Annotated in this window: 23 protein-coding genes; 7 read left to right on the top strand and 16 right to left on the bottom strand. The window is 63.2% G+C overall.

What is annotated here, in order from left to right:
- Nucleotides 1–478 (top strand): enoyl-CoA hydratase-related protein (locus RMO81_RS09610; RefSeq protein WP_310475622.1); only part of this gene is annotated, 478 nt, incomplete at its 5' end.
- 7 nt (nucleotides 479–485) lie between these two features.
- On the opposite strand, the gene RMO81_RS09605 is transcribed toward RMO81_RS09610, so the two are convergent.
- From RMO81_RS09605 to RMO81_RS09570, 8 genes are all read right to left on the bottom strand, one after another.
- Nucleotides 486–1,145 (bottom strand): hypothetical protein, encoded by a 660-nt coding sequence (locus tag RMO81_RS09605; RefSeq protein ID WP_310475621.1) that lies wholly within the window; start codon nucleotides 1,143–1,145, stop codon nucleotides 486–488.
- Nucleotides 1,146–1,399: 254 nt separating this feature from the next.
- Nucleotides 1,400–1,942, bottom strand: a complete 543-nt coding sequence (locus RMO81_RS09600; protein WP_310475620.1) for a hypothetical protein — start codon at nucleotides 1,940–1,942, stop codon at nucleotides 1,400–1,402.
- Nucleotides 1,942–2,487 carry a hypothetical protein gene (locus tag RMO81_RS09595; RefSeq protein WP_310475619.1) on the bottom strand — a complete coding sequence of 182 codons (546 nt, stop codon included), beginning with the start codon at nucleotides 2,485–2,487 and terminating at the stop codon, nucleotides 1,942–1,944. The genes RMO81_RS09600 and RMO81_RS09595 overlap by 1 nt, the downstream gene beginning before the upstream one ends.
- A 3-nt stretch (nucleotides 2,488–2,490) precedes the next feature.
- The gene (locus tag RMO81_RS09590; RefSeq protein WP_310475618.1) at nucleotides 2,491–3,021 is read right to left on the bottom strand and encodes a hypothetical protein; all 531 of its coding nucleotides are present in this window, start codon (nucleotides 3,019–3,021) and stop codon (nucleotides 2,491–2,493) included.
- 42 nt (nucleotides 3,022–3,063) lie between these two features.
- Nucleotides 3,064–3,354 carry a hypothetical protein gene (locus tag RMO81_RS09585; RefSeq protein WP_310475617.1) on the bottom strand — a complete coding sequence of 97 codons (291 nt, stop codon included), beginning with the start codon at nucleotides 3,352–3,354 and terminating at the stop codon, nucleotides 3,064–3,066.
- A 264-nt stretch (nucleotides 3,355–3,618) separates the two neighbouring features.
- Nucleotides 3,619–4,035, bottom strand: coding sequence for a hypothetical protein (locus RMO81_RS09580; RefSeq protein WP_310475616.1), 417 nt, complete (start codon nucleotides 4,033–4,035; stop codon nucleotides 3,619–3,621).
- A complete protein-coding gene (locus RMO81_RS09575) occupies nucleotides 4,032–5,102 on the bottom strand; it encodes an LLM class flavin-dependent oxidoreductase (RefSeq protein ID WP_310475615.1) in 1,071 nt (356 codons plus the stop codon). The genes RMO81_RS09580 and RMO81_RS09575 overlap by 4 nt, the downstream gene beginning before the upstream one ends.
- Nucleotides 5,099–6,034: an aldo/keto reductase gene (locus tag RMO81_RS09570; protein ID WP_310475614.1), complete on the bottom strand. Its 936-nt coding sequence runs from the start codon at nucleotides 6,032–6,034 to the stop codon at nucleotides 5,099–5,101. The genes RMO81_RS09575 and RMO81_RS09570 overlap by 4 nt, the downstream gene beginning before the upstream one ends.
- 29 nt (nucleotides 6,035–6,063) lie before the next feature.
- On the opposite strand from RMO81_RS09570, the gene RMO81_RS09565 reads away from it, so the two are divergent.
- Together RMO81_RS09565 and RMO81_RS09560 are read left to right on the top strand one after the other, a co-directional pair.
- A complete protein-coding gene (locus RMO81_RS09565; protein WP_310475613.1) occupies nucleotides 6,064–7,149 on the top strand; it encodes a Gfo/Idh/MocA family oxidoreductase in 1,086 nt (361 codons plus the stop codon).
- 169 nt (nucleotides 7,150–7,318) lie between these two features.
- The gene (locus RMO81_RS09560; protein WP_310475612.1) at nucleotides 7,319–9,664 is read left to right on the top strand and encodes a TonB-dependent receptor; all 2,346 of its coding nucleotides are present in this window, start codon (nucleotides 7,319–7,321) and stop codon (nucleotides 9,662–9,664) included.
- Nucleotides 9,665–9,896: 232 nt separating this feature from the next.
- Here the strand turns inward: RMO81_RS09560 and RMO81_RS09555 are convergent, their stop codons facing one another.
- Complete coding sequence (locus tag RMO81_RS09555) at nucleotides 9,897–10,289, bottom strand: metallopeptidase family protein (protein ID WP_310475611.1); 393 nt, start codon at nucleotides 10,287–10,289, stop codon at nucleotides 9,897–9,899.
- 27 nt (nucleotides 10,290–10,316) lie between these two features.
- Between RMO81_RS09555 and RMO81_RS09550 the strand changes: the two genes are divergently transcribed.
- The gene (locus RMO81_RS09550) at nucleotides 10,317–10,601 is read left to right on the top strand and encodes a 4a-hydroxytetrahydrobiopterin dehydratase (protein WP_310475610.1); all 285 of its coding nucleotides are present in this window, start codon (nucleotides 10,317–10,319) and stop codon (nucleotides 10,599–10,601) included.
- Between the two features lie 88 nt (nucleotides 10,602–10,689).
- On the opposite strand, the gene RMO81_RS09545 is transcribed toward RMO81_RS09550, so the two are convergent.
- The 7 genes from RMO81_RS09545 to mutM all read right to left on the bottom strand — a co-directional run bounded on the left by RMO81_RS09545 (nucleotide 10,690) and on the right by mutM (nucleotide 17,333).
- Nucleotides 10,690–10,869, bottom strand: a complete 180-nt coding sequence (locus RMO81_RS09545; RefSeq protein WP_310475609.1) for a YegP family protein — start codon at nucleotides 10,867–10,869, stop codon at nucleotides 10,690–10,692.
- 52 nt (nucleotides 10,870–10,921) lie between these two features.
- Complete coding sequence (locus RMO81_RS09540; protein WP_310475608.1) at nucleotides 10,922–11,794, bottom strand: SIMPL domain-containing protein; 873 nt, start codon at nucleotides 11,792–11,794, stop codon at nucleotides 10,922–10,924.
- Between the two features lie 444 nt (nucleotides 11,795–12,238).
- Entirely contained in the window at nucleotides 12,239–13,018 is a 780-nt protein-coding gene (locus RMO81_RS09535; RefSeq protein WP_310475606.1) for an SDR family NAD(P)-dependent oxidoreductase, read from the bottom strand.
- A gap of 74 nt (nucleotides 13,019–13,092) precedes the next feature.
- Complete coding sequence (locus tag RMO81_RS09530) at nucleotides 13,093–13,974, bottom strand: DMT family transporter (protein ID WP_310475605.1); 882 nt, start codon at nucleotides 13,972–13,974, stop codon at nucleotides 13,093–13,095.
- 74 nt (nucleotides 13,975–14,048) lie between these two features.
- The gene (dnaA, locus tag RMO81_RS09525) at nucleotides 14,049–15,419 is read right to left on the bottom strand and encodes a chromosomal replication initiator protein DnaA (protein ID WP_310475604.1); all 1,371 of its coding nucleotides are present in this window, start codon (nucleotides 15,417–15,419) and stop codon (nucleotides 14,049–14,051) included.
- Between the two features lie 711 nt (nucleotides 15,420–16,130).
- On the bottom strand, nucleotides 16,131–16,400 hold the full coding sequence (gene rpsT / locus RMO81_RS09520; protein WP_310475603.1) for a 30S ribosomal protein S20: 270 nt from the start codon (nucleotides 16,398–16,400) through the stop codon (nucleotides 16,131–16,133).
- Nucleotides 16,401–16,493: 93 nt separating this feature from the next.
- Nucleotides 16,494–17,333: a bifunctional DNA-formamidopyrimidine glycosylase/DNA-(apurinic or apyrimidinic site) lyase gene (mutM, locus tag RMO81_RS09515; protein WP_310475602.1), complete on the bottom strand. Its 840-nt coding sequence runs from the start codon at nucleotides 17,331–17,333 to the stop codon at nucleotides 16,494–16,496.
- Between the two features lie 71 nt (nucleotides 17,334–17,404).
- On the opposite strand from mutM, the gene RMO81_RS09510 reads away from it, so the two are divergent.
- The 3 genes from RMO81_RS09510 to purS all read left to right on the top strand — a co-directional run.
- Entirely contained in the window at nucleotides 17,405–18,136 is a 732-nt protein-coding gene (locus tag RMO81_RS09510) for a class I SAM-dependent methyltransferase (protein ID WP_310475601.1), read from the top strand.
- A 49-nt stretch (nucleotides 18,137–18,185) separates the two neighbouring features.
- Complete coding sequence (locus RMO81_RS09505) at nucleotides 18,186–19,676, top strand: AarF/UbiB family protein (protein WP_310475624.1); 1,491 nt, start codon at nucleotides 18,186–18,188, stop codon at nucleotides 19,674–19,676.
- A 68-nt stretch (nucleotides 19,677–19,744) separates the two neighbouring features.
- A partial coding sequence (purS, locus tag RMO81_RS09500; RefSeq protein WP_310475623.1) for a phosphoribosylformylglycinamidine synthase subunit PurS occupies nucleotides 19,745–19,917 on the top strand: 173 nt, incomplete at its 3' end.

Genomic DNA, 19,917 nt, shown 5'->3' with positions numbered 1-19,917 from the left:
GGTGAACGGTGCGGCGTTTGGCTGGGGCTTCATCCTGTCGCTGCATTGCGACATCCGTTTTGCCAGCACCTCCGCGCTGTTCAACGCCACCTTCGCCCGCATCGGCGTGCCCGGCGAGAAGGGCGCGGCCTGGCTGCTGACGCGCCACATCGGCCAGGCAAAAGCCATGGACCTGCTGTACACCGCCCGCCGTTTCGACGGGACGGAGGCCAAGGCGCTGGGGCTGGTCAACGATGTGTTCGACGATGAAGCGCTGCTGCCGCACGTGATGGCTTATGCGAAGAATATCGCCACCTTCAGCGCCCCGCGCAGCCTGGCCGCGATGAAGGCGCAGGTGTGGACTGCGCTGGACGAGGATTACACCACCGCTTTCGCCGCGGCCGACAAGGAACAGCATCTGGCCACCGGTACCCACGACTTCCGCGAGGCCTTCACCAGCTATCGCGAGAAGCGGGCACCGCGCTACGAGGGGCGCTGAATCAGGATCAGCTCTTCGGGTCCAGCCGCAGCCGCAGTTCGTGCAGCACGGCCGGTGCCGGCCCCGTGGCAGAGGGCAGCACGAAGCGCGCGCCGCCGGTGCTGGTGGCCGCAACAGCTGTCTTGAGAAAAATTTCGCCGCCCGCCAAGCTCAGACTGCCCAGCCGATCACCCAGGCTGCTGACGAACTTGTCCATCAAATCGGCGAAGGCCTCCGCGCCAACCGGCTGGCTGCCATCAGCGGCTGGCTTGATCGCCTGTTCGGCCAGTTGCGCTTCGGCCCGGGCCAGCAATTTGGCGCTTTGCTGCAATTGTTCCGCCAGCTTGGCCAGCTCGGCCCGCGCGGCGGCCAGTTCGGCCAGTGTTGCATCGGTCGCCGCCACGGCCGCCGCCAGACTGTTGCGCAATCCTTCGGCGACGGCGGTGCTTTGCGTCCTGGCGGTGGCAACCGCCTGCTCAAGCGCGGCGATGCGTTTTTGGTCAGCCGCCCGGGCTTCGGCCAGCCGTTCGGCCACCATGATCACCACCGGATCGCCCGCCGGCACCAAATCCACCCTACCGCGCACCAGGTCGTCCAGCCGCTCGCGCAGCAGCAACACATCTGCCGTTGTCATCGCTGTCACCGGCTTGGCGTCGACGGGTTTTGCTGCAACCGGCTGATCGGTCACCGATGGGGCCGGCACTGGCGGGGCTGCCCTTGGCGGGGCTGGCACCGGCGGGGCTGGCACCGGCGGGGCAACGGCAGGCCTGGCCGGGGAAGCCGTGGCAGCCGCAGGCAATGGGCTCGGCGGCGCGGCCACAGGCGGCACCCGGCTGGCCGGCGCTGCCACCTTTGTCGGTGCTGGCGGAACCGATCCGGCGGCCGGTGTCGCCGCTCGGCGCGCCGGGTTGGGTGGCCGATTGTCAGTTGGTTTCCTCGCCATCACAGCGTTCCATCAAGCAGCCGCACCGCCAGCACATCGCCCTTGTTTGACAAGGCCCGCACCATGGTGCGATCCGCACCGATGGCCGTAAAATCCAGCTGCACATCCACACCCGTTTGCACCAGCGGCGCGATATCCGACAAGTTCAGCATTTCGGCCTGCATATCGGCCCTGGTCAACGGCTTGCGCGGCCCGGTGACTGGCGGCCGCGGCTCTTCAGGGCGGGTCGAGGGTCCGCCGGTTGCCGGCGGTTGCGCCACGCCGGCGGCGTTCACTGTCCCTGCCATCGCCACAAAGCGCATGGTGACCCGCGACAAGGCTTCGGGCGTCACCGTTCCAGCCCGCGCCAGCACCGAATTCACGGCGGCCACCTGCAATGCCGAGCCCTTTGTGCCTTCAACCGTCACCATCATGTCCAGGGTCGCCTCCGACATGGCCATGCGGGTGGGAGCCAGTGGCACCCCTTCAAGCAGCTTGCTTTGCGCATCACTCAGCGATGCCCCCGCAGCACTCAACAACGCGTCAAGATCGATGGCCGGCATCAGCCATCACTCCGTTCGGTTCGCCGGATCGGTTCGATGCGGATGGGCGACGGCACCGGCACCAGCACCGCCGTCAACCGCGACGCCATTTTGGTGTCGCGGTTGAAGCGCCGGTCCATCTGCACATCGCGGGTGGACGCAAACAGGCCGCGGCTTTTCTGCTTGGTCTGTTCGTTGGTGCTTTCCACGATATGCACATCCATCGAAACCTCGATCGTGGCTTCGCGGAACTGGTAGAAGGTTGGCATTATCCCGATTTCCAGCAGGGAAACCGTTTGCAGATCAGCTCTGGAAAAGCTGACATTTCCATCTTTATCAACGGTTTCCGTGATGACTGGAACAATGTCTACCTGCGAATTGGCCAGTTCGACCGCCATTTCGGCACTGGCCCGGTCCAACGCCAGCTGGGCGTCTGCGATGCCTTCCGCCAGCATGCGCACGAGATCGCCAAAGCTGACGTTGGCGACCTCTGGCAGCGGCTGGGCAGGCGATACCAGTGGCGGGCGAAAACCCGGCACGCCGCGCTTGATTGGCTCAATGGCCACGGCTCAGTTCACCGGCGGCGGTGCTGGAACCCGATTGTCCACCGTCTTGATTTGCGGGAACAGCCGCGGCGGCGGCGGCACTGGCACCATGCGGGTGACCAGGCGGCTGGTGCCGTGCACTTCCTTCGAAAATTTGCGGCTATGGGCCACGTCAACCCGCACGCTGGCGCTCCACATGGCAAAACCAACCTTGGCCTTGGTCCCCACCTTGATGCTGGTTTCGGTGTTGAGCGAGGTCTTGATGTCCATCGTCACTTCGATGGTGGCCTCGGCAAACTGATAGAAGGTCGGGAACAGGCCCACCTGCATCAGCGACATTTCCACCGGCGCCGCCGTGACAAAACTGACAGTACCATTGGCCGCGATGGTTTCGGTGATCTGCGGAATGATCTCGATCTTTTCTTCGGCCAGCGCCTTGGCGGTTTCAATGCTGTTGGTATCAAGCGCGCGCTGCGCCTCGGCGATGCCAAGTGCCAGCTTCAGCACCATTTCCGGCAGGGGTACATCAAGTAGTTCTTGTCCGACGCTTGCCATGGTTCTTACTCCTTCAGTGTCAAACGCGATTGGGTGCCAAGATCAGGGCTGGGCACCCACAAGTCTCTGAAAGGCCGCAAAACGCTGCGGGTCGATCGAAATCGGGCCGGCAACGCGCACATCTTCATGCCGCTGCAACAGCGGCAGGTTGCGCAAATCGACGATGGCGACCACGCGATGGCTTGGCAGGGCGGCAACGGCGGTTCCGCCCACCGTTTTGATGGCGGCAAGCGGCGAACGGTACCCAACAATCAGGCACATTGCGCGGCCTTCTGCAGCCGCCGATACATCAGCACCAAAATTGTCAGCAAACTTACTGTGCAGTTGCGGCATATAAATTCCCCACAGACAAAGTGTCCGTGATTCGCAAGTTGGAGTCAAGCAATCCGACCGACAGTAAACAATGCTGTAAACTGATCTGCAGAAAACAGCACTTGTTGACAGGACTCGTCCTGAAATTGGCACTCAGTCGCCAATTCTTTCGTCGATGCATTTGCCACCGAATTGATTACACGGCATTCAGGCCGATTCCGCAACCAACTGTGACATTTGTGTTATTTCCGCGGCGGAACAGGCCTTCAGCCTGCGGTAACCCGGCTACCAGGCTGGCCCGGGCACAAGCGGCGGATCGCTGGCAAGCGCATCAATGATCGCGCGGCGCACGATCGGCGCATAAGTCACGCTGGCAATTTGGGCCCAATTTAACGCCAGCACGGCGATTGCCGTCACCACCGCCCAGCGCCGCGCCTTTGGGCCAGAGACGGTTTCACCTTTGATGCGAACCGGAACGATCTGCCGCCGCCAGACCCAGCCACAGCCGATCAACAGGGGTATGCTGATCCACACCACCAGCAGCATTTCGTAGGCGATTTTGTTGAAGCCGATCATGGCCAGGCCAATCATGGCGAACACCACCAGGATCATGCCGAAAATCGTCCACGCGCCAACGCTGGCGCGAAACTCGTCCTTCAGGGCGCTGAGATCAGCGGCTGCTTCGTCAGGCTCGCCGCTCACATCACCAGCGGGCCGTGTTCCAGCTTGGGCAGCACGTGGCGGCTGAACAGATCGGCTTCGCGGGCGTGCGGGTAGCCGGAGAGGATGAAGGCGTCCATGCCGGCCGCCTGATAGGCCTTCAACTTGGCGACAATCTGATCGGGATCGCCGACCAGCGCCGCGCCGCAGCCGGAGCGGGCGCGGCCGATGCCGGTCCACAGATTGTCCTCGACATAGCCGTCTGAGGCCCCCTTGCCCGCCATTTCGCGCAGTTCGGCCTGGCGCTGGACGCCGACGGACTGGCTGTCGAGCGACTTGGCGCGGATGGCGTCACCGGTGGCGGCGTCGAGCTTGGACAGCAGATGATCGGCGGCGTCGCGGGCCTGGCTTTCCGTTTCGCGCACGATGACGTGAACGCGGTAGCCGAATTTCAGCGTGCGGCCACGTTTGGCGGCGCGGGCGGTCATGTCGGACACGACCTCCTTCACCTTGTCCATCGTGTCGGGCCACATCAGATAGACATCGGCCGCTTCGGCAGCAGCTTCGCGGGCGTCTTCGGACAGGCCGCCAAAATAGAGCGGCGGGCATTTGCCGGAGACGGTCTTCACATTGGGCGGCGGCAGCTGCAGCTTGTAGAACTCGCCCTGGTGATCGAGCGCGTTGCCGTTCAGCAAGACTTTAAGGATGTTCATCACCTCCACTGTGCGATCGTACCGCGGCTTGGAGGCCAGCACTTCGCCCGGCATTTCCGACGAGATGATGTTGACGGTGAGGCGACCGCCCAAAATCTGGTCCAGCGTCGCAATCTGGCGGGCCAGCTGCGGCGGCCAGGTTTCCCCAACACGGATCGCCATCAGCAGGCGGATGCGGTGGGTGAGCGCGGCGATGGCGCCGGCAAACATCTGGGTTTCGATGCCGAGTTGGTAGCCGGACGGCAGCAGGATATTGTCGAAACCGCCCTTTTCGGCGGTCATCACGATATTGCGGCAATGTTCCCAGCTCGATCGCAGGCCCGGATCGGGCACGCCGAGGAATTCATAATCATCGTCGCACAGGGCGGAAAACCAGCTGATTTCAGGGCCACTCATGGCAAATTCTCCCCAAGCGATGCGACCAGGATGGCGTACCATTCCGCCCGCGTGAAGGTGACCTTGAAGGCATCGGCAGCTTCGGCAATGCGCGTTGGATTCTGGCTGCCGACGATGGGCGTTATCCCGGCCGGATGCGCCAGCACCCACGCATAGGCGCATGCCGCGATGCTCACGCCGAACCGGTGCCCGTGGGCGGCCATCGCTGCCTTGACGCGGATCACGCGTTCATCCTCCGCCTTCAACCGGCCCGGGCGCGGATCGCCATCGCCCAGCCGGCCCTGCCCCAGCGGCGACCAACCCAGCACGGACTGGCCCATCTCCATGGCCAGATCGAGCGTGCCATCGAACAGCGGATTCAGCGCCAGCACCGAAAATTCCGGCTGGGTGGAAACCAACGGCGATTTCAGATGCGCGGCCAGCGCGCGGGTTTGCGCGGGCGTGAAGTTGGACACGCCAACGGCACCAATCTTGCCGGCCTGCACCTGGGCATCCAGCGTCGTGGCGACATCAGCCCAGTGGGTGAGCATATCGGGCCGATGGATCTGCCACAGATCGATCCGTTCCACAGCCATGCGGGACAGCGAGGCATCGATGGCGGCCACCAGATATTCCGGCGACGAATCATAGGGCACGCCCATGCTGATGCCGCCCTTCGATGCCAGCACGATCTGCCCGCGCAGGGCCGGCGCTGCCTTGAACACGCGGCCCAGCAAGGCTTCCGACGCGCCAAACGGTTCATCATTGTCGGGCCCGTAAATATCGGCCGTATCGAAAAAGTTGATGCCGGCAGCCAGTGCAGCTTCGCAGCGGGATTGCGCGGCGGCGACATCATTGCCGGCAAAGCGCCACATGCCCCAGGCCAGCGGGCTGACCATAAATTCGGACTTGCCCAGCGGGCGGCGATTGGGGCTTAGAGCGATCTGCGACATTTTGGTCTGATAGCGCGAGGATATGGCAAATGGGAAGCACCGATACGATCCGTTGGGGCATTGTGGGCTCCGGCATGATGGCGCTGGAACATGTCGCCAATATCCAGTTGCTGGGCGGCGGCACCATCACCGCCATCGCCGATCCGGTGCCGGCCTGCCTTGATCGGGCGGAAAAGGCGATCGGTCATGCCGTGGCGCGCTTCCAGGATGCAGCGGCGCTGGCGGCATCGGGCCTGTGCGACGCCGTGGTGGTTGCCTCGCCCAATTTCACCCATCGTGAGGTGCTGGGGCCGCTGATGGACGCTGGCCTGCATATCTTGTGTGAAAAGCCACTGGCGACCACACTGGACGACGCCAAGGCCGTTGCCGCCACCGTGACGGGTTATGACAAGACCTTCTGGACCGCGATGGAATATCGCTTCATGCCGCCGGTTTCGGAATTCGTCAGCCACATCCACGCCGGCAAGGTCGGGCGGCTGCAGATGCTTTCCATCCGCGAGCACCGCTTCCCCTTTCTGGTGAAGGTGGGTGACTGGAACCGGTTTTCGATCAACAGCGGCGGCACCATGGTGGAAAAATGCTGCCACTTCTTCGATCTGATGCGCCATGTCGTGCAGTCCGAACCGGTGCGCGTTTATTGCAGCGGCGCGATGGACGTGAACCATCGCGACGAGCGCTATGACGGCAAGACGCCAGACATCATCGACAACAGCTATACGGTGGTGGATTTCGCCAACGGTGTGCGCGCCTGCCTCGATCTGTGCATGTTTGCCGATGGTGCGCAGCAGCAGGAGGAGATCATCGCCACCGGTGACAAGGCGCGCCTTGATGTGCTGATCCCGGCTGGCGACATCATCCATTCCCCCCGCGTCGGCTTCATGAATCCCAAGCAGGCGACGCGCTGGCATGTCGAAACCCCGGCAGATGCGCTGGCGGCCGGGCAGCATCATGGCTCCACCTTCTTCCAGCACCGGCATTTTGCAGCTGCGGTGCGCGGCAGCGGCCCGGTGATCGTGACGGCCGATGACGGCCTGCGCGCCGTTGCCATCGGCCTGGCCGCCGAAATCTCGGCCAGGGAGCATCGCGTCGTGACCATGGCGGAACTGGGTCTGTAAGGCCCCAAATCGAGTGTGACTCTGCTGCCACAGCGTTGCCAGAACTGCACAAGAACAGCCTGGGCGTGGATTGACCTGCTTCAAGAAAGCCTGTCTGGGCAGCGCAACACGTCGCAGCGAACCTGCGCACGAAAACCGGCGTTCGTCCGGTCAATTTAAGGGGAGTGACATGATCCGTAGCATCCTGATGAGTTCCGCCGCATTGTTTGCCGTGGCCGCCGCGCCCGCCTTTGCGCAGAGCGCTGCTGCTGATGAGCCGGCTGAAATCGTCGTCACCGCCCAGAAGCGCAGCGAGCGCCTGCAGGACATTCCGGTCGCCGTGTCGGTGGTCGGCGCCGATCAGCTGAGCCGCCAGGCTGTGCTCAACCTGGAAAACGCCCAGTATCTGGTCCCCACCCTGAACTTCCGCAAGTCGGGGACCACCATCAACCAGTCGCTCTATATCCGTGGCGTTGGCACGGCCACGTTCAGCCTTGCTGGCGAACCGTCGATCTCCACCGTGCTTGATGGCGTCGTGCTGGCCCGCGCTGGTGAAGCCTTTTCCGATCTGGTCGATATCGAGCGCATCGAAGTGCTGCGCGGCCCACAGGGCACGCTGTTCGGCAAGAACGCGTCGGCCGGTGTGGTCAACATTGTGACCAAGCGCCCGGGCGAAACGCTGGGCGGCTATGCCGAAGGCGGCTGGTTCTTTGGTAACGGCAACGAATATCGCGTGCGCGGCAGCGTTGATCTGCCGCTGGGCGAAGGCATCCGCAGCCGCTGGACCGCCTTCTATGGCAATTATGAAGGCAATATCTTCAACGATGCCGCCAATGTGAACCGCCGCGTCAACGGCTATGATCGCTATGGCGTTCGCGGTGTGGTCGAAGCCGATCTCACCGAAAAGGTGAAGCTGACCCTGATCGGCGACTATCGCCGCGCCAACGATGATTGCTGCGCCGAAGTCATCGGCGACGTGCCCGCCGGCCCGGCCGGTCTGGCGCTGGCCGGCATCAACTTCCAGGGCGACGAAACCCGCACCATCCGCCAGAATCTGGTGACGCGGACCGAGGAAGAAAGCTACGGCCTGTCGCTGCAGGCGGATATCGAAGTCGGCACCTCCACCTTCACCTCGATCACCGCCTGGCGCCGGTATGACAACAACGAAATCCGCGATGGTGACTGGTTCGACCGTCCGGTCGCTGGCCAGGCCCAGCTGCACGATCTGGGCCCGCAGACCGGCACGACTCTGAGCCAGGAACTGCGGCTGACCTCGGCGAAGGACCAGTTCTTCTCCTATGTGCTCGGCGCGTTCTTCAGCCGTGCCGTCACCGAACGTACCTTCACCCGCAACGTCACGCGCTGCGGCGGCACGCCTACGCCGCTGGCGCTGGTCAACTGCGGCAGCGCCGGTGCTGCGCCGACGGAAAATGTCAGCGGCACCGCCACTTTTGGTTCGGCTTTCGACAACTATGCCGTGTTCGGCCAGGGCGTGCTCAACTTCAGCGAAAAGCTGAAGGGCATTGTCGGCGCCCGCTTCACGATGGACGAACTGTCGATCTTCCACAGCCGCGTCGCCACGCCGAACATCGCCGGCCTGCCGGGCATTCAGCGCAATTTCGATCAGGGCGTGTTTGATACCAGCAGCTTTGGCGCCAACAACGGCAACCCGCTGGCCAGCAATGGCACGCCGTTCCGGGCCAAGACGAGCGCCACCAATTTCTCCGGCAAGCTCGGCCTGCAGTATGAATTCAGCCGCGACGTGATGACCTATGCCAGCTACACCCGTGGCTACAAGGGTCCGGCGTTCAACACCTTCTTCAACCTGAATGCCACCGGCACCAACGCCATCGCGCCGGAAACGGCCGACAGCTACGAAGTCGGCATGAAGAACACACTGTTCGGCGGCAAGCTGGTGCTGAACCTGGCGGCTTATTATGCCAAGTATCGCAACTTCCAGGCCAATATCCCTGATCTGGTCGCCGGCGTGCCGGTTACCCGCTTCACCAATGCTGGCAGCGTTTCCACCCGCGGCATCGAAGCTGATTTCCTGCTGCGCCCGGTCAAGGATCTGAACATCAGCGGCGGCCTGGCCTTCACTGATGCCCAGGTCGACAATTTCCTGCAGATCCCGGGCCAGCCGATCATCCCGGCCGGCACTCCGCTGGGCTTTGCCCCACGCTGGAAGGGCACGCTGGGCCTTGATTATCGCTATCGCACCGGTGGCGCGATCGATATCGCCCTGGCCGGCAACGTCTCGACCCAGTCGAGCCAGCTGAGCCTGTTCGACGTCAACCCGTTGCTGCGCAACCTCAGCTATATCCGCCCCTACAGCCTGGTCGATCTGCAGTTCGGCCTCGTGGAAAAGGATGATCGGTTCCGCGTGACGGTGTTCGTGAAGAATCTGTTCGATCAGAGCTTCCCGGCGCAGATCACCAACTCCGGCCTGGGCGGCAACCAGCTGGTTGGCCTGCGTTATCTGGTGCCGCGTGAAGCGGATCGGTATTTCGGCGTGATGGGTAGGGTGAACTTCTAATCGCCGCCGGGCGCGCAAATAGCCCTGCTATTTGCCGACTCCGGCAAGATCAGACGGCGAGCGAAAAAGGCGGCCCCAAAGGCCGCCTTTTTTGACTCGTCCGACCCCGGATCAAGTCCGGGGCAGGCATTGCGGCTTTGCCGCGCTCTTCGTTGCTTACTTCCTACTCACCCCAAACGGACTCGGCGGCTCCGCCGCCGGCCGTGCCCACCAGACCCAAACTCAGCCGCGCCTACTCCCCCGCCGCCGCCTCGATCTCGTCAATCGCGTCATCGCTCAACCCGAAATGATGCCCCACTTCGTGCACCAGCACATGGGTCACCAGCACTTCCAGCGTCTCACCGCTTTCGGCCCACACATCCAGCATGGGGCGGCGATAAAGGAAGATCATATCGGGCAGCGCGCCAGACGGCACATCGCCTTTCATCCCGACATGGCGACCCCAGTAGAGGCCGAGCAGATCCCATTCGGTCTCGAGGCTCATCTCGGTCATCACCGTTTCGTCGGGGAAATCCTCGACCTTCAGGATAACGCTGGCGAGGTGACGGCGGAACTGCTCGGGCAACCGCTCCACGGCGGCTTGTGCGAGACGTTCGATATCGGCAAGTGTGGGGGGGAACAACATGTCCCCACCATAGAGAGGAAGTCGGCCATGGTCGAGAAGCTGGATGAAGCCGCCCGCGCCGCACTGGGCCATGATGCGCCAGATTGGGGGCTGGACGGCGAGCACCTGAAGCGGAGCTTCCGTTTCAAGGATTTCAATGAGGCCTGGGGCTTCATGAACCGGGTGGCACTGCTGGCCGAAGCCCAGGATCACCATCCAGAATGGTTCAATGTTTACAACAAGGTGGAGATCGCGCTGACCACCCATGACGCCGGCGGGCTGTCAGCACGCGATGTGCGGCTGGCAAAGGCGATCAACGCGCTGCTGGGCTAGGTCCAGAAGTTGGGCCCAGAATCCAGGCCCTGAAACAACAAGGGCGGCGCCTTGCGGCACCGCCCTCGTGAACCGCAATCGCGGTAGATCAATCTTCCGATTCGACCGTCGGCGCGCCGGGGCCGTTCTTCTTGATGGATTCGATGGCGTTCACCGCCGAGGCCTTGGAATTATAGCCCTGCGTCGAGAACATCACTTCGCTGTTGTACATGAAGCGCACGCGATATTCGCCGGCCTTGTCTTTGTAGAGTTCGAATTTGTGAGCCATTATGCTTCTCCTCCCAATTGCACGGACACGCTATTACGCGATTCGCGCAGCGTCAACCGGGCGGCAGCAGGCCGTAGATCACGCAGGCTTGGGCGTTAAGCGGATAAAGCGGCGGTTGCAGCGTCACCTGCACATCGCCGGCCAGTTTCTCCAACCCCGGCGGCGGCGCTGGCGCGGCCATCATGGCGGGCGCGGCATCGGCGTAACGCGCCATGGATCCTGATACCTGCACATCTGTGGCCGGGCTTTCGCCGGCATAGCTGGGCCAGCCAGCCAGCACCTGCGTCTGGCAGACGCCGCCCGACGGATCGATGACCTTCACCATCCCAAGCCTGCTGCCGGCCGCTGCCGTGGCCAGCCGGGCGCGGCGCGCGGCATCCTTGATTGCGGCTTCATACAGCCAGGTTTTCACGGCGTTTTCCGGTTCAAGCTGGAAATTTGGCGTGTCGATGGCCGACGGACGGGCAGCAACGGCCAGGCGATAGGCACGCTCCAGCACATCGGTGTCGCGCACTTCAACGCTGAGCACTGCGGTCACTTCATAAGATTCGATCATGTCGGCGCGCTGGTTTTCCACCAGCGTGCCATCCTTCTGGCGATACTGATCATAAAGCGGCCGGGTGGACAGGCTGGTGGTCAGCCGCACGCGCTCTTTGCCCAGCGCCGCGAGTGCCGCATCCAGTTCCCTGGCCTTGGCCGTCGCCGCCGTGGTGGCGGCAGCGGCGGTCTTTTCGACAGCCGAAAAACGGGCCGCAAAGCGCGCACGGTTGGCCGGCACTTCGGTGCGGACATGGCCCATCGAGGCGATCACCGGGTCCTTCATCCACCACGGCGCCGGGATGAACGGCTGGCCGATGCTGGCCGGCGGGGTTTGGGCAATGGCGGGAGCCGCAATGAGGACGGCGAGGAGGAGGGATTTTTTCATAGCGGCGATACTGGCGCGCCATGTGTTGCAGAAAGATGAACGGGCGGGCGCTGTCCTACACGAGCAAGGTCTGTCATGCTGGCCATGCGATTGGTTGGGCCGACGCGCGGGGGGAGTTGGGCGGACTGAAAACCCGCGAGATGCGTAAAAAGTGTCAAATCTGGCGTTGCGAAGCTGATGAACGGGCTCTTTGAAAATCGGATAGAATCGGGCGCTGTCAGGCCGACAGGGAAGCCACTGGCACGCGGCCAGCGGCGGAGCCGCCGAGTCCGCTTTTGCGGTAAAGGAAGAAGGCGGAAAAGGCGTGGCAGAGCCACAATGCCCGCCCCGGACTTGATCCGGGGTCGGACGAGTCAAAAAGGGCGGGGAATGCCCCGCCCTTTTCGCTCGCCGTCCGCTCTCGAGCGAGTCGGGAAATAGTGCTGCGCACTATTTCCGCGCCGCTCATCGAGGCGCCATTCGGATCCCACCATCCAACCGCACGTCCTCGCCGTTGAAATAGGAATTGCGGCACATTTCCACCGCGAGGCTGGCATATTCTTCCGGACCGCCCAGACGCTTGGGAAACAACACGGTCGCTGCAAGCGCGGCCTTCACATTGTCCGGCGCGCCCTGCAGCAGCGGGGTGTTGAAGATGCCGGGCAGGATGGTGTTGACGCGGATGCCGTCATTCGACAGATCGCGTGCAATCGGCAGGGTCATGCCAACAACGCCGCCCTTCGACGCCGAATAGGCGGCCTGGCCGATCTGGCCATCTTCCGCCGCCACCGAAGCGGTGTTGACGATGGCGCCGCGTTCGCCGTTTTCCATCGGCTCCAGCGTCAGCATGCCGGCAGCCGATTTGGCGATGCAGCGGAAGGTGCCAACCAGGTTGATCTGGATGATGCGATCAAAGGCATCGAGCGGGAAATGCTTGATGCTGCCGTCTTCCTTGGAGCGGCTGGCGGTTTTCACGGCGTTGCCGGTGCCGGCGCAGTTGATCAGGATCCGCTCCTGACCAATCGCGGCGCGGGCCTTGGCAAAACCGGCATCAACCGACGCATCGTCGGTGACGTTGACGTTGCAGAACACGCCGCCGATTTCGGCCGCCACGGCCTCACCCTTTTCAGGGTTCATGTCGAAGATGGCGACCTTGACGCCTTGCTTGGCGAGCAGGCGCGCTGTTGCCGCCCCCAGACCCGACGCGCCGCCAGTGACGACAGCTGAACAACCTTCCAGATTCATGTGAGCCTCCCAAGTTCAATGTGATGATTTCCGCTTATGGCAGGCCGTTCATCGCCCGCAACCTTTCCAAAGCGTCAGCCCGCTGCGTCCGGACTTTTCTCGGTCCGTTTCAACTGCGCTTCACGCCAGGCCAGATAGATGGTCGATCCCAGGATCAGCGCACCGCCAGCCAGCGTGATGGCGTCATAGCGTTCATCAAACAGCAGCACGCCGGCTGCCGTGACGAGCCCAAAGCGCACGAAATCCAGCGGCAGCACGGCCGAAGCTTCGGACAAGGAAAAGGCCTGGGTGAGGCTGAGTTGGCCAATGGCGGCCGCTGCACCGATGCCGACCAGCAGCGGCCACACCGCCACCGGCGGGATCTGCCAAACAAACAGCGCGACAGCCAGGCTGGGCAAGGTGGTCAGGATGAACGCCCAGGCCGCAACGGCACGCGGATCATCCACCCCCACCAGGCTGCGCATGGCGACAATCGAATAGCCGGTGCTGACCGCCGAGACGATGGCCGCGACAATGCCCGGCGTTAGCGGCACTGCGCCGGGGCGCAGCACCAGCAGCATGCCGACAAAGCCCACGGCCAGGGCTGCGATGCGCCGCGCCCGAATGCGCTCGCCCAGCACCAGTACAGCCCCCAGCGTGCCAAACAGCGGCGCGGTGTAGTTGATGGCCAGCGCATCGGCCAACGGCGCGTTGGCCACGGCATAAAAGGTGCACATGGTGGCAATGAAGCCCGAGGTTGCCCGCGCCAGATGCAGCGGCAGCCGTGCGCGCTGGATCAGGCCCGGCGTGCGCAGGATCATCGGCATCAGGAAGCACAGGCCGATCAGGTTGCGAAAGAACACGATCTCGAAACTGTGCAGCATGCTGGCGGCATAACGGATCATCACCCACATCGACGCGAAGGCGAAACAGGAGAGGATGAACCAGAAGGGGCCAGACTGGCTGAGACGCTGCACGCCCCCGGGTTACGCGGAACCAGCGGTGCTGGAAAGGCCGATCAGCCGAGGCAGTGAGCCGTCGGCGTCAACCGTCAACCATCCAGCAAGCGGGTCAGCGTGGCGACGTCGCTATCGATCTCGCGATCATCAGCGCGCAATTGTTCGACCCGTTTGACCGCGTGCATCACCGTGGTGTGATCCCGCTTGCCAAAACGCCGGCCAATCTCGGGCAGCGAACGCGGCGTCATCTTCTTGGCCAGATACATGGCAATCTGGCGCGGCCGGGCGACTTCACGCGCGCGGCGTTCCGACAGGAGATCGGCAACTTTCAGGCCATAATAATCGGCAACCTTGCGCTGGATCTCGTCGATGGTCAGCTTCTTTTCGTGCGCGCGCAGCAGATCGGCCAGCGTTTCACGGGTGAATTCGAGGCTGACCGGCTTGTTCACCAGCATTGCAAATGCCGTGACGCGGTTGAGCGCGCCTTCCAGTTCCCGCACGTTGGCTGTGATCTTGCGCGCCAGGAACTCGACCACGTCATCGGGAACGGTCACCCGGTTGCTGAGCACGGACACCTTGGCGTGCAGGATGTTCAGCCGCAGCTCGTAATCGGCCGGGTTGATATCGGCGACCAGCCCCCAGGCCATGCGCGACAGGATGCGTTCCTGGATGCCTTCGAGATTCTGGGGTGAGCGATCAGCCGTGATCACCAGCCGTTTTCCGGCACCGATGATCTCGTTCATGGTGTGGAAGAATTCTTCCTGAGTGGATTCCTTGCCGGCAATGAACTGCACGTCGTCGATCATCAGCAGATCGACCGAGCGCAGCCGCTGCTTGAAGCTGATCGTGTCCTTGGCCCGCATGGCGGCCATGAATTCGACCATGAACTTCTCGGCCGAAAGATAGGCGACACGGGCCCCCGGATGATGCGCCAGATAGGCGTTGCCGATGGCATGCATCAGGTGCGTCTTGCCTAGGCCCGTGGTGCCATGCAGGAACAGCGGGTTGAAACCCGGCGGCCCTGGTTCGGCCATGGCCAGCGCAGCGTTGTAGGCCAGCTCGTTGGACTTGCCGACGATGAAATTATCAAAGCTGTAGCGCACGTCGACCGGCAAGGGCTGGCTGACTGCCGGCGCAGTGGCCTTTGCAACGGGCGGCGCCACCATGGCCTGGCCCTGCTGAATGGCCACACGACGGATCGACGGCTGGTGCATTGACCAATGGCGACGCAGCAGATCGGCAAAGTTGCTGGTGACCCAATCAGCCGCAAAGGCCGATGGCGCCGCCAGACGCAGCGTATCACCGTCGCAGCCGACCAGCACCAACGGTGCCAGCCAGGCTTCATAGCTGTGATCGCCGGCATCAGCCTTCAGGCCAACGCGCACGCGATTCCAAACGTCCCGATCGTTGGCGGAAAAGTCGATCGACCCAACCTGCGGCACCGGCTGAAAGCCAGAAGGCATAACTGATGCAACAGCCGTCGACACGCACCCCACCCTTCCGCCGACCCCGGCAATTGTTCGCAGCCCCCACCTGCGGAGGTCTACCTGAATATAGAACGCACGATGCCAGCCGGCCGTTTTCAGCCAGGCGCAGTAGCCCCACTGCGCCTGAAACAGGGCACAGCCAGCATCGCGAGTTGCGTGATCAAACCGTTTGGCGTTCATCACGCCGGCCGGTTCAAACCCATCGCCAAATAAGCAGGGCGGGCGCAGCGCTGCAAGCGGCCAATTTCCATCCACAGCCAAATAAAGCTGTTGACAGCCCATCCGGAGACTTACCGTGGAGAGGGCTGCAACTCTTTGGATTTGCAGCCCGAATCATTGCCGCTTGTGGAAGCGCCCAGCGCGTCGTGCGAGCTAAGCGCTTGGATTTTTTGTGTCAAACCGATGACGCTTTGATGACTGCCGGCTCGACATGGGGGTTGTGTTGCGGTGCAGCTATTTGCTGGTGCGCTGCAACAGATCGAGGCTTGTTCCACCTTTGATCCATTGGCCGGCGCGCAAAGCCGCCGAATCGGCAATTTCAGTGGCGAATCGACAGCGTCAGCCGCGAATCACCCCCGGGCCGGGATCCTCCCGCGGCGAAGACAAATTGACGCAAAAACGGGGCGTCGCCATTTGGCAACGCCCCGTTTTGAAACTGGCCGGACGGCGCCGCAGCACCGCCGTTGATCAGGCGGTAACCAGACCCTTCACGCGAGCAGCCAGACGGCTGATCTTGCGCGACACGGTGTTCTTGTGAAGCACGCCCTTGGCGACGCCGCGCATCATTTCGGGCTGGGCAGCCTTCAGCGCTTCAGCGGCGGCAGCACCGTCACCGGCGGCGAGGCTCGATTCGACCTTCTTCACGAAGGTGCGGATGCGGCTGACGCGCGCCTTGTTGATCTCGGCGCGGCGAGCATTGCGGCGGATGCGCTTTTCAGCCTGGGGCGTGTTGGCCATGATTTCCTGCAAGTCTGATCAATGATGGGCAGGCACAAGCCCTTGAGGGGCCGCGCCAGAAGGAGAGCGCCATAAGCGAGGGTCGGCCTGCGGTCAAGTCTTTCGGTGCGTACGAGCCATCGGTTGGCATGCCGAACAGAAAAAACTTGATCGGCCGGACTGGACGATGCGCTCAACCGGCGCAGCGCAGACCGTGCAGGCATCGCCTTCCCGTCCGTATACGGCAAAATCCTTCTGGAAATAGCCCAATGTGCCATCCGGCGCCGCATGATCGCGCAGCGTTGAGCCGCCCGCCGCAATCGCCTCTTCCAGCACGGCAGGGATAGCGGGCCACAGTTGCTTCAGTTGCGCTGCTGTCACCTGCCCGCCCGGGGTTTCGGGGTGGATGCCAGCGCGGAACAGCGCTTCGCACACATAGATATTGCCCAGGCCGGCAATCAGCCGCTGATCAAGCAGGATCGCCTTGGCCGGCGCCAGCCGATCACCAAAGATGCGCTTCAGCAGCATCAGGTCATAATCCGGCCCCAGCGGTTCGGGGCCAATGCCCGCCAGCAGCGGGTGGGCTGCCGCCGCATCGGTTGCGACCAGATCCAGGCTGCCGAAACGCCGCGCATCGTTGAACGCCACCACACGGCCATTGGCAGTTTCGAACACGACATGATCGTGTTTTTCCCGTTTATCGGGATCGACCCGCATCCGCCCCGACATGCCGAGATGGATGATCAGCGTGTCGCCGCGATCGGTTTCCACCAGTCCGTATTTGGCGCGCCGGCCCAGCCGCACGACGGTCGCGCCGGTCAGCCGCTGGCCCAGCCCTTCGGGCAACGGCCGGCGCAGGTCGGGCCGGTGGGCGACAACCCGCGTGAAGCGCTGGCCCTCCCACACTGGGGTCAGGCCGCGCATCACGGTTTCGACTTCGGGCAATTCAGGCATCCCCGCGACATAGGCGGCGTTTGCATGGCCGCCAAGCCTCGGCTAAGCCGCGCCGACAAGAAGGACAGACGATGACCGACACCGTCAGCTTTGGCTATGAACAGGTTGCTCCGGACGAAAAGACCCGCCGGGTCGGCGAAGTCTTTCGTTCGGTGGCCAAGCGCTATGACATCATGAACGATGTAATGTCGGCGGGCATGCACCGGCTGTGGAAAGATGATTTCGTCCGCCGCGTGTCGCCGCGCGCTGGTGAAGACATTCTGGATATGGCCGGAGGCACTGGCGACATCGCCTTTCGCATGGAAAAATCCGGCGCCAACATCACGGTGGCCGATATCAACCCGGCCATGCTGGAAGTCGGCATGGAGCGCGCGGCCGAGCAAGGGCTGACTGGCCTGATCTGGCGTGAGGAAAATGCCGAAACCCTGTCGTTCCCGGATCGCAGTTTCGATGCCTACACCATCGCTTTTGGCATCAGGAATGTGACCGACATCCCGGCGGCCCTGAAGGAAGCCCACCGCGTGCTGCGCTATGGCGGGCGTTTTTTCTGCCTCGAATTTTCGACCACCACCTGGCCGGGCTTTGCCGAGGTTTATGACGTCTATTCGGAAAAACTGGTGCCGCGCATCGGCGAGATGGTGGCCAAGGATGGCGATTCCTATCGCTATCTGATCGAATCGATCCGCCGCTTTCCCAAGATGCCAGACTTTGCCGCGATGATCAGCGCGGCTGGGTTTACCCAGGTGCGCTATACGCCGATCCTGGGCGGCGCCGTTGCCATCCATTCGGGATGGAAGGTCTGAATTGATCGCCATCATTCACCTGTGGCGGCTGCTGGTTTGGGGCCGGCGCATGGCCCGGCACGGCGTGCTGCGCCCGTTTGAAGACACGCGGCTGCCGCTTTCGATCCGACTGGTGGCCAAGGTCGCCCGCTTCGGCACCGGCGCACCGAAAACCCCCGATTTCGCCGCCGGCCTTGCCGCCGTTGGCCCCGCCGCCATCAAACTGGGCCAGGCGCTGGCCACGCGGCCCGATCTGATCGGGATCGAAGCTGCCACCGATCTGGCCCGCCTGCAGGATGCGCTGCCGCCCGTCCCGTTCAGCCAGATCGAGCCTGCCCTGAACGCAGCCTATGGCGGCGACTGGAAGACCCGTTTTGCCGAGATCGATCCGGTGGCGGTCGCCGCTGCCTCGATCGCGCAGGTGCACAAGGGCGTCACCGCCGAAGGCCGCGTTGTCGCCATCAAGCTGCTGCGACCGGGCATCGAAGCCGACGTGACGACCGCGCTGGCCACCTATGAATGGGGCGCCGGCCATCTTGAAACGCTTGGCGGCGAATTTGCCCGGCTGCGCCCGCGCGCCATCATCGCCACCTTCAAAAGCTGGATCGAAGCCGAGCTCGATCTGCGCCGCGAAGCCGCCAACGCGTCGGAACTGGCCGAGATTCTGGCCGGGGAGGCGGATTTCCTTGTACCCGGCATCGATTGGCAGCGATCCACCCGCCGCATTCTGGTGATCGACTGGATCGACGGGGTGAAAGTATCTGATCGCGCCGCCCTTGCCGCACTCGATATCGATCGTGCTAGGCTGGGCCGCGTGCTGGTCAACGGTTTCCTCGCGCAGGCCATCGCCAAGGGCTTCTTTCACGCCGATCTGCACCAGGGCAATCTGTTCGTGATCCCACCCGATGCCAGCTGCGATCATGCCCGCATCGGCGTCATCGATTTTGGCATCATGGGCCGCATCAATCGCCGCGCCCGGCTGTATCTGGCCGAAATCCTGCATGGCCTCGTCACCGGCAATTATGCCCGCGTCGCCGAAATCCATTTCGAAGCCGGCTATGTGCCGCCGCACCACAATCAGGGGGCTTTTGCCACGGCCCTGCGCGCCGTGGGCGAACCCATCCGGGGACGGCAGGCCAAAGACATCGCCATCACCGATCTGCTGGAAGGCCTGTTTTCCATCACCCGCAGTTTCGACATGCCGGTGCAGCCGCACCTGCTACTGCTGCAGAAAACCATGGTGATGGTCGAAGGCGTGGCGCTGACCATCGATCCCCACGTGAACATGTGGGAAGTCGCAGAACCCTATGTGCGGACGTGGGTGCGCGACGAGATGGGCCCGGAAGCGGTGATTGCCGACCGGTTGGTGCTCAACGCCCGCGCGCTGCGCCAATTGCCACGCATCTTCCGCCAATGGATCGCTGAAAATCCCATGCCCGGTGCTGCCCCGCCGCAAGCGCCGTTGCCGCCCCTGCCGGTGAGGTCGGCAGGCGGCTGGTCCACGCCGTGGCTGCTGCTGGCGGTCGGGCTTGGCGCGGCTGCGGCGATGTTGCTGGGCTGATCGGGCGCTTGCACGATCTGGCCGTTCGGCCTATGGCCGCGCCCATGCCAAATCCTGTCAAAGCCCCCCTGAAAGCCATAGTCACCGTCACCCTGAAAATTGGCGTGCTCGACCCGCAGGGCCGGGCCATCGAATCGGCCCTGAAAGGCCTGGGTTTCGAAGGCGTCGGTGAAGTCCGCGCTGGCAAGATCATCGAGCTGGAACTAGCCGAAGGCACCACTCGCGAAACCGTCGAAGCCAT

Origin of the sequence: Sandarakinorhabdus sp., from assembly GCF_031422795.1 — a bacterium.
Taxonomy (GTDB): Bacteria; Pseudomonadota; Alphaproteobacteria; order Sphingomonadales; family Sphingomonadaceae; genus Sandarakinorhabdus.
Note: the sequence above shows the minus strand (reverse complement) of the source record. Positions and strands in the feature narration are given on the sequence as shown.

Excerpts from the sequence above, each read along its gene's own strand:
- RMO81_RS09535 (WP_310475606.1), bottom strand. The coding sequence starts at position 13,018 with ATGAATCTGGAAGGTTGTTCAGCTGTCGTCACTGGCGGCGCGTCGGGT.
- RMO81_RS09570 (WP_310475614.1), bottom strand. The coding sequence starts at position 6,034 with ATGTCGCAGATCGCTCTAAGCCCCAATCGCCGCCCGCTGGGCAAGTCC.
- mutM (WP_310475602.1), bottom strand. The coding sequence starts at position 17,333 with ATGCCTGAATTGCCCGAAGTCGAAACCGTGATGCGCGGCCTGACCCCA.
- RMO81_RS09575 (WP_310475615.1), bottom strand. The coding sequence starts at position 5,102 with ATGAGTGGCCCTGAAATCAGCTGGTTTTCCGCCCTGTGCGACGATGAT.
- RMO81_RS09550 (WP_310475610.1), top strand. The coding sequence starts at position 10,317 with ATGGTCGAGAAGCTGGATGAAGCCGCCCGCGCCGCACTGGGCCATGAT.
- RMO81_RS09555 (WP_310475611.1), bottom strand. The coding sequence starts at position 10,289 with ATGTTGTTCCCCCCCACACTTGCCGATATCGAACGTCTCGCACAAGCC.
- RMO81_RS09510 (WP_310475601.1), top strand. The coding sequence starts at position 17,405 with ATGACCGACACCGTCAGCTTTGGCTATGAACAGGTTGCTCCGGACGAA.
- RMO81_RS09560 (WP_310475612.1), top strand. The coding sequence starts at position 7,319 with ATGATCCGTAGCATCCTGATGAGTTCCGCCGCATTGTTTGCCGTGGCC.
- RMO81_RS09505 (WP_310475624.1), top strand. The coding sequence starts at position 18,186 with ATGGCCCGGCACGGCGTGCTGCGCCCGTTTGAAGACACGCGGCTGCCG.
- dnaA (WP_310475604.1), bottom strand. The coding sequence starts at position 15,419 with ATGCCTTCTGGCTTTCAGCCGGTGCCGCAGGTTGGGTCGATCGACTTT.
- RMO81_RS09590 (WP_310475618.1), bottom strand. The coding sequence starts at position 3,021 with ATGGCAAGCGTCGGACAAGAACTACTTGATGTACCCCTGCCGGAAATG.
- RMO81_RS09565 (WP_310475613.1), top strand. The coding sequence starts at position 6,064 with ATGGGAAGCACCGATACGATCCGTTGGGGCATTGTGGGCTCCGGCATG.
- RMO81_RS09600 (WP_310475620.1), bottom strand. The coding sequence starts at position 1,942 with ATGCCGGCCATCGATCTTGACGCGTTGTTGAGTGCTGCGGGGGCATCG.
- RMO81_RS09545 (WP_310475609.1), bottom strand. The coding sequence starts at position 10,869 with ATGGCTCACAAATTCGAACTCTACAAAGACAAGGCCGGCGAATATCGC.
- RMO81_RS09540 (WP_310475608.1), bottom strand. The coding sequence starts at position 11,794 with ATGAAAAAATCCCTCCTCCTCGCCGTCCTCATTGCGGCTCCCGCCATT.
- rpsT (WP_310475603.1), bottom strand. The coding sequence starts at position 16,400 with ATGGCCAACACGCCCCAGGCTGAAAAGCGCATCCGCCGCAATGCTCGC.
- RMO81_RS09585 (WP_310475617.1), bottom strand. The coding sequence starts at position 3,354 with ATGCCGCAACTGCACAGTAAGTTTGCTGACAATTTTGGTGCTGATGTA.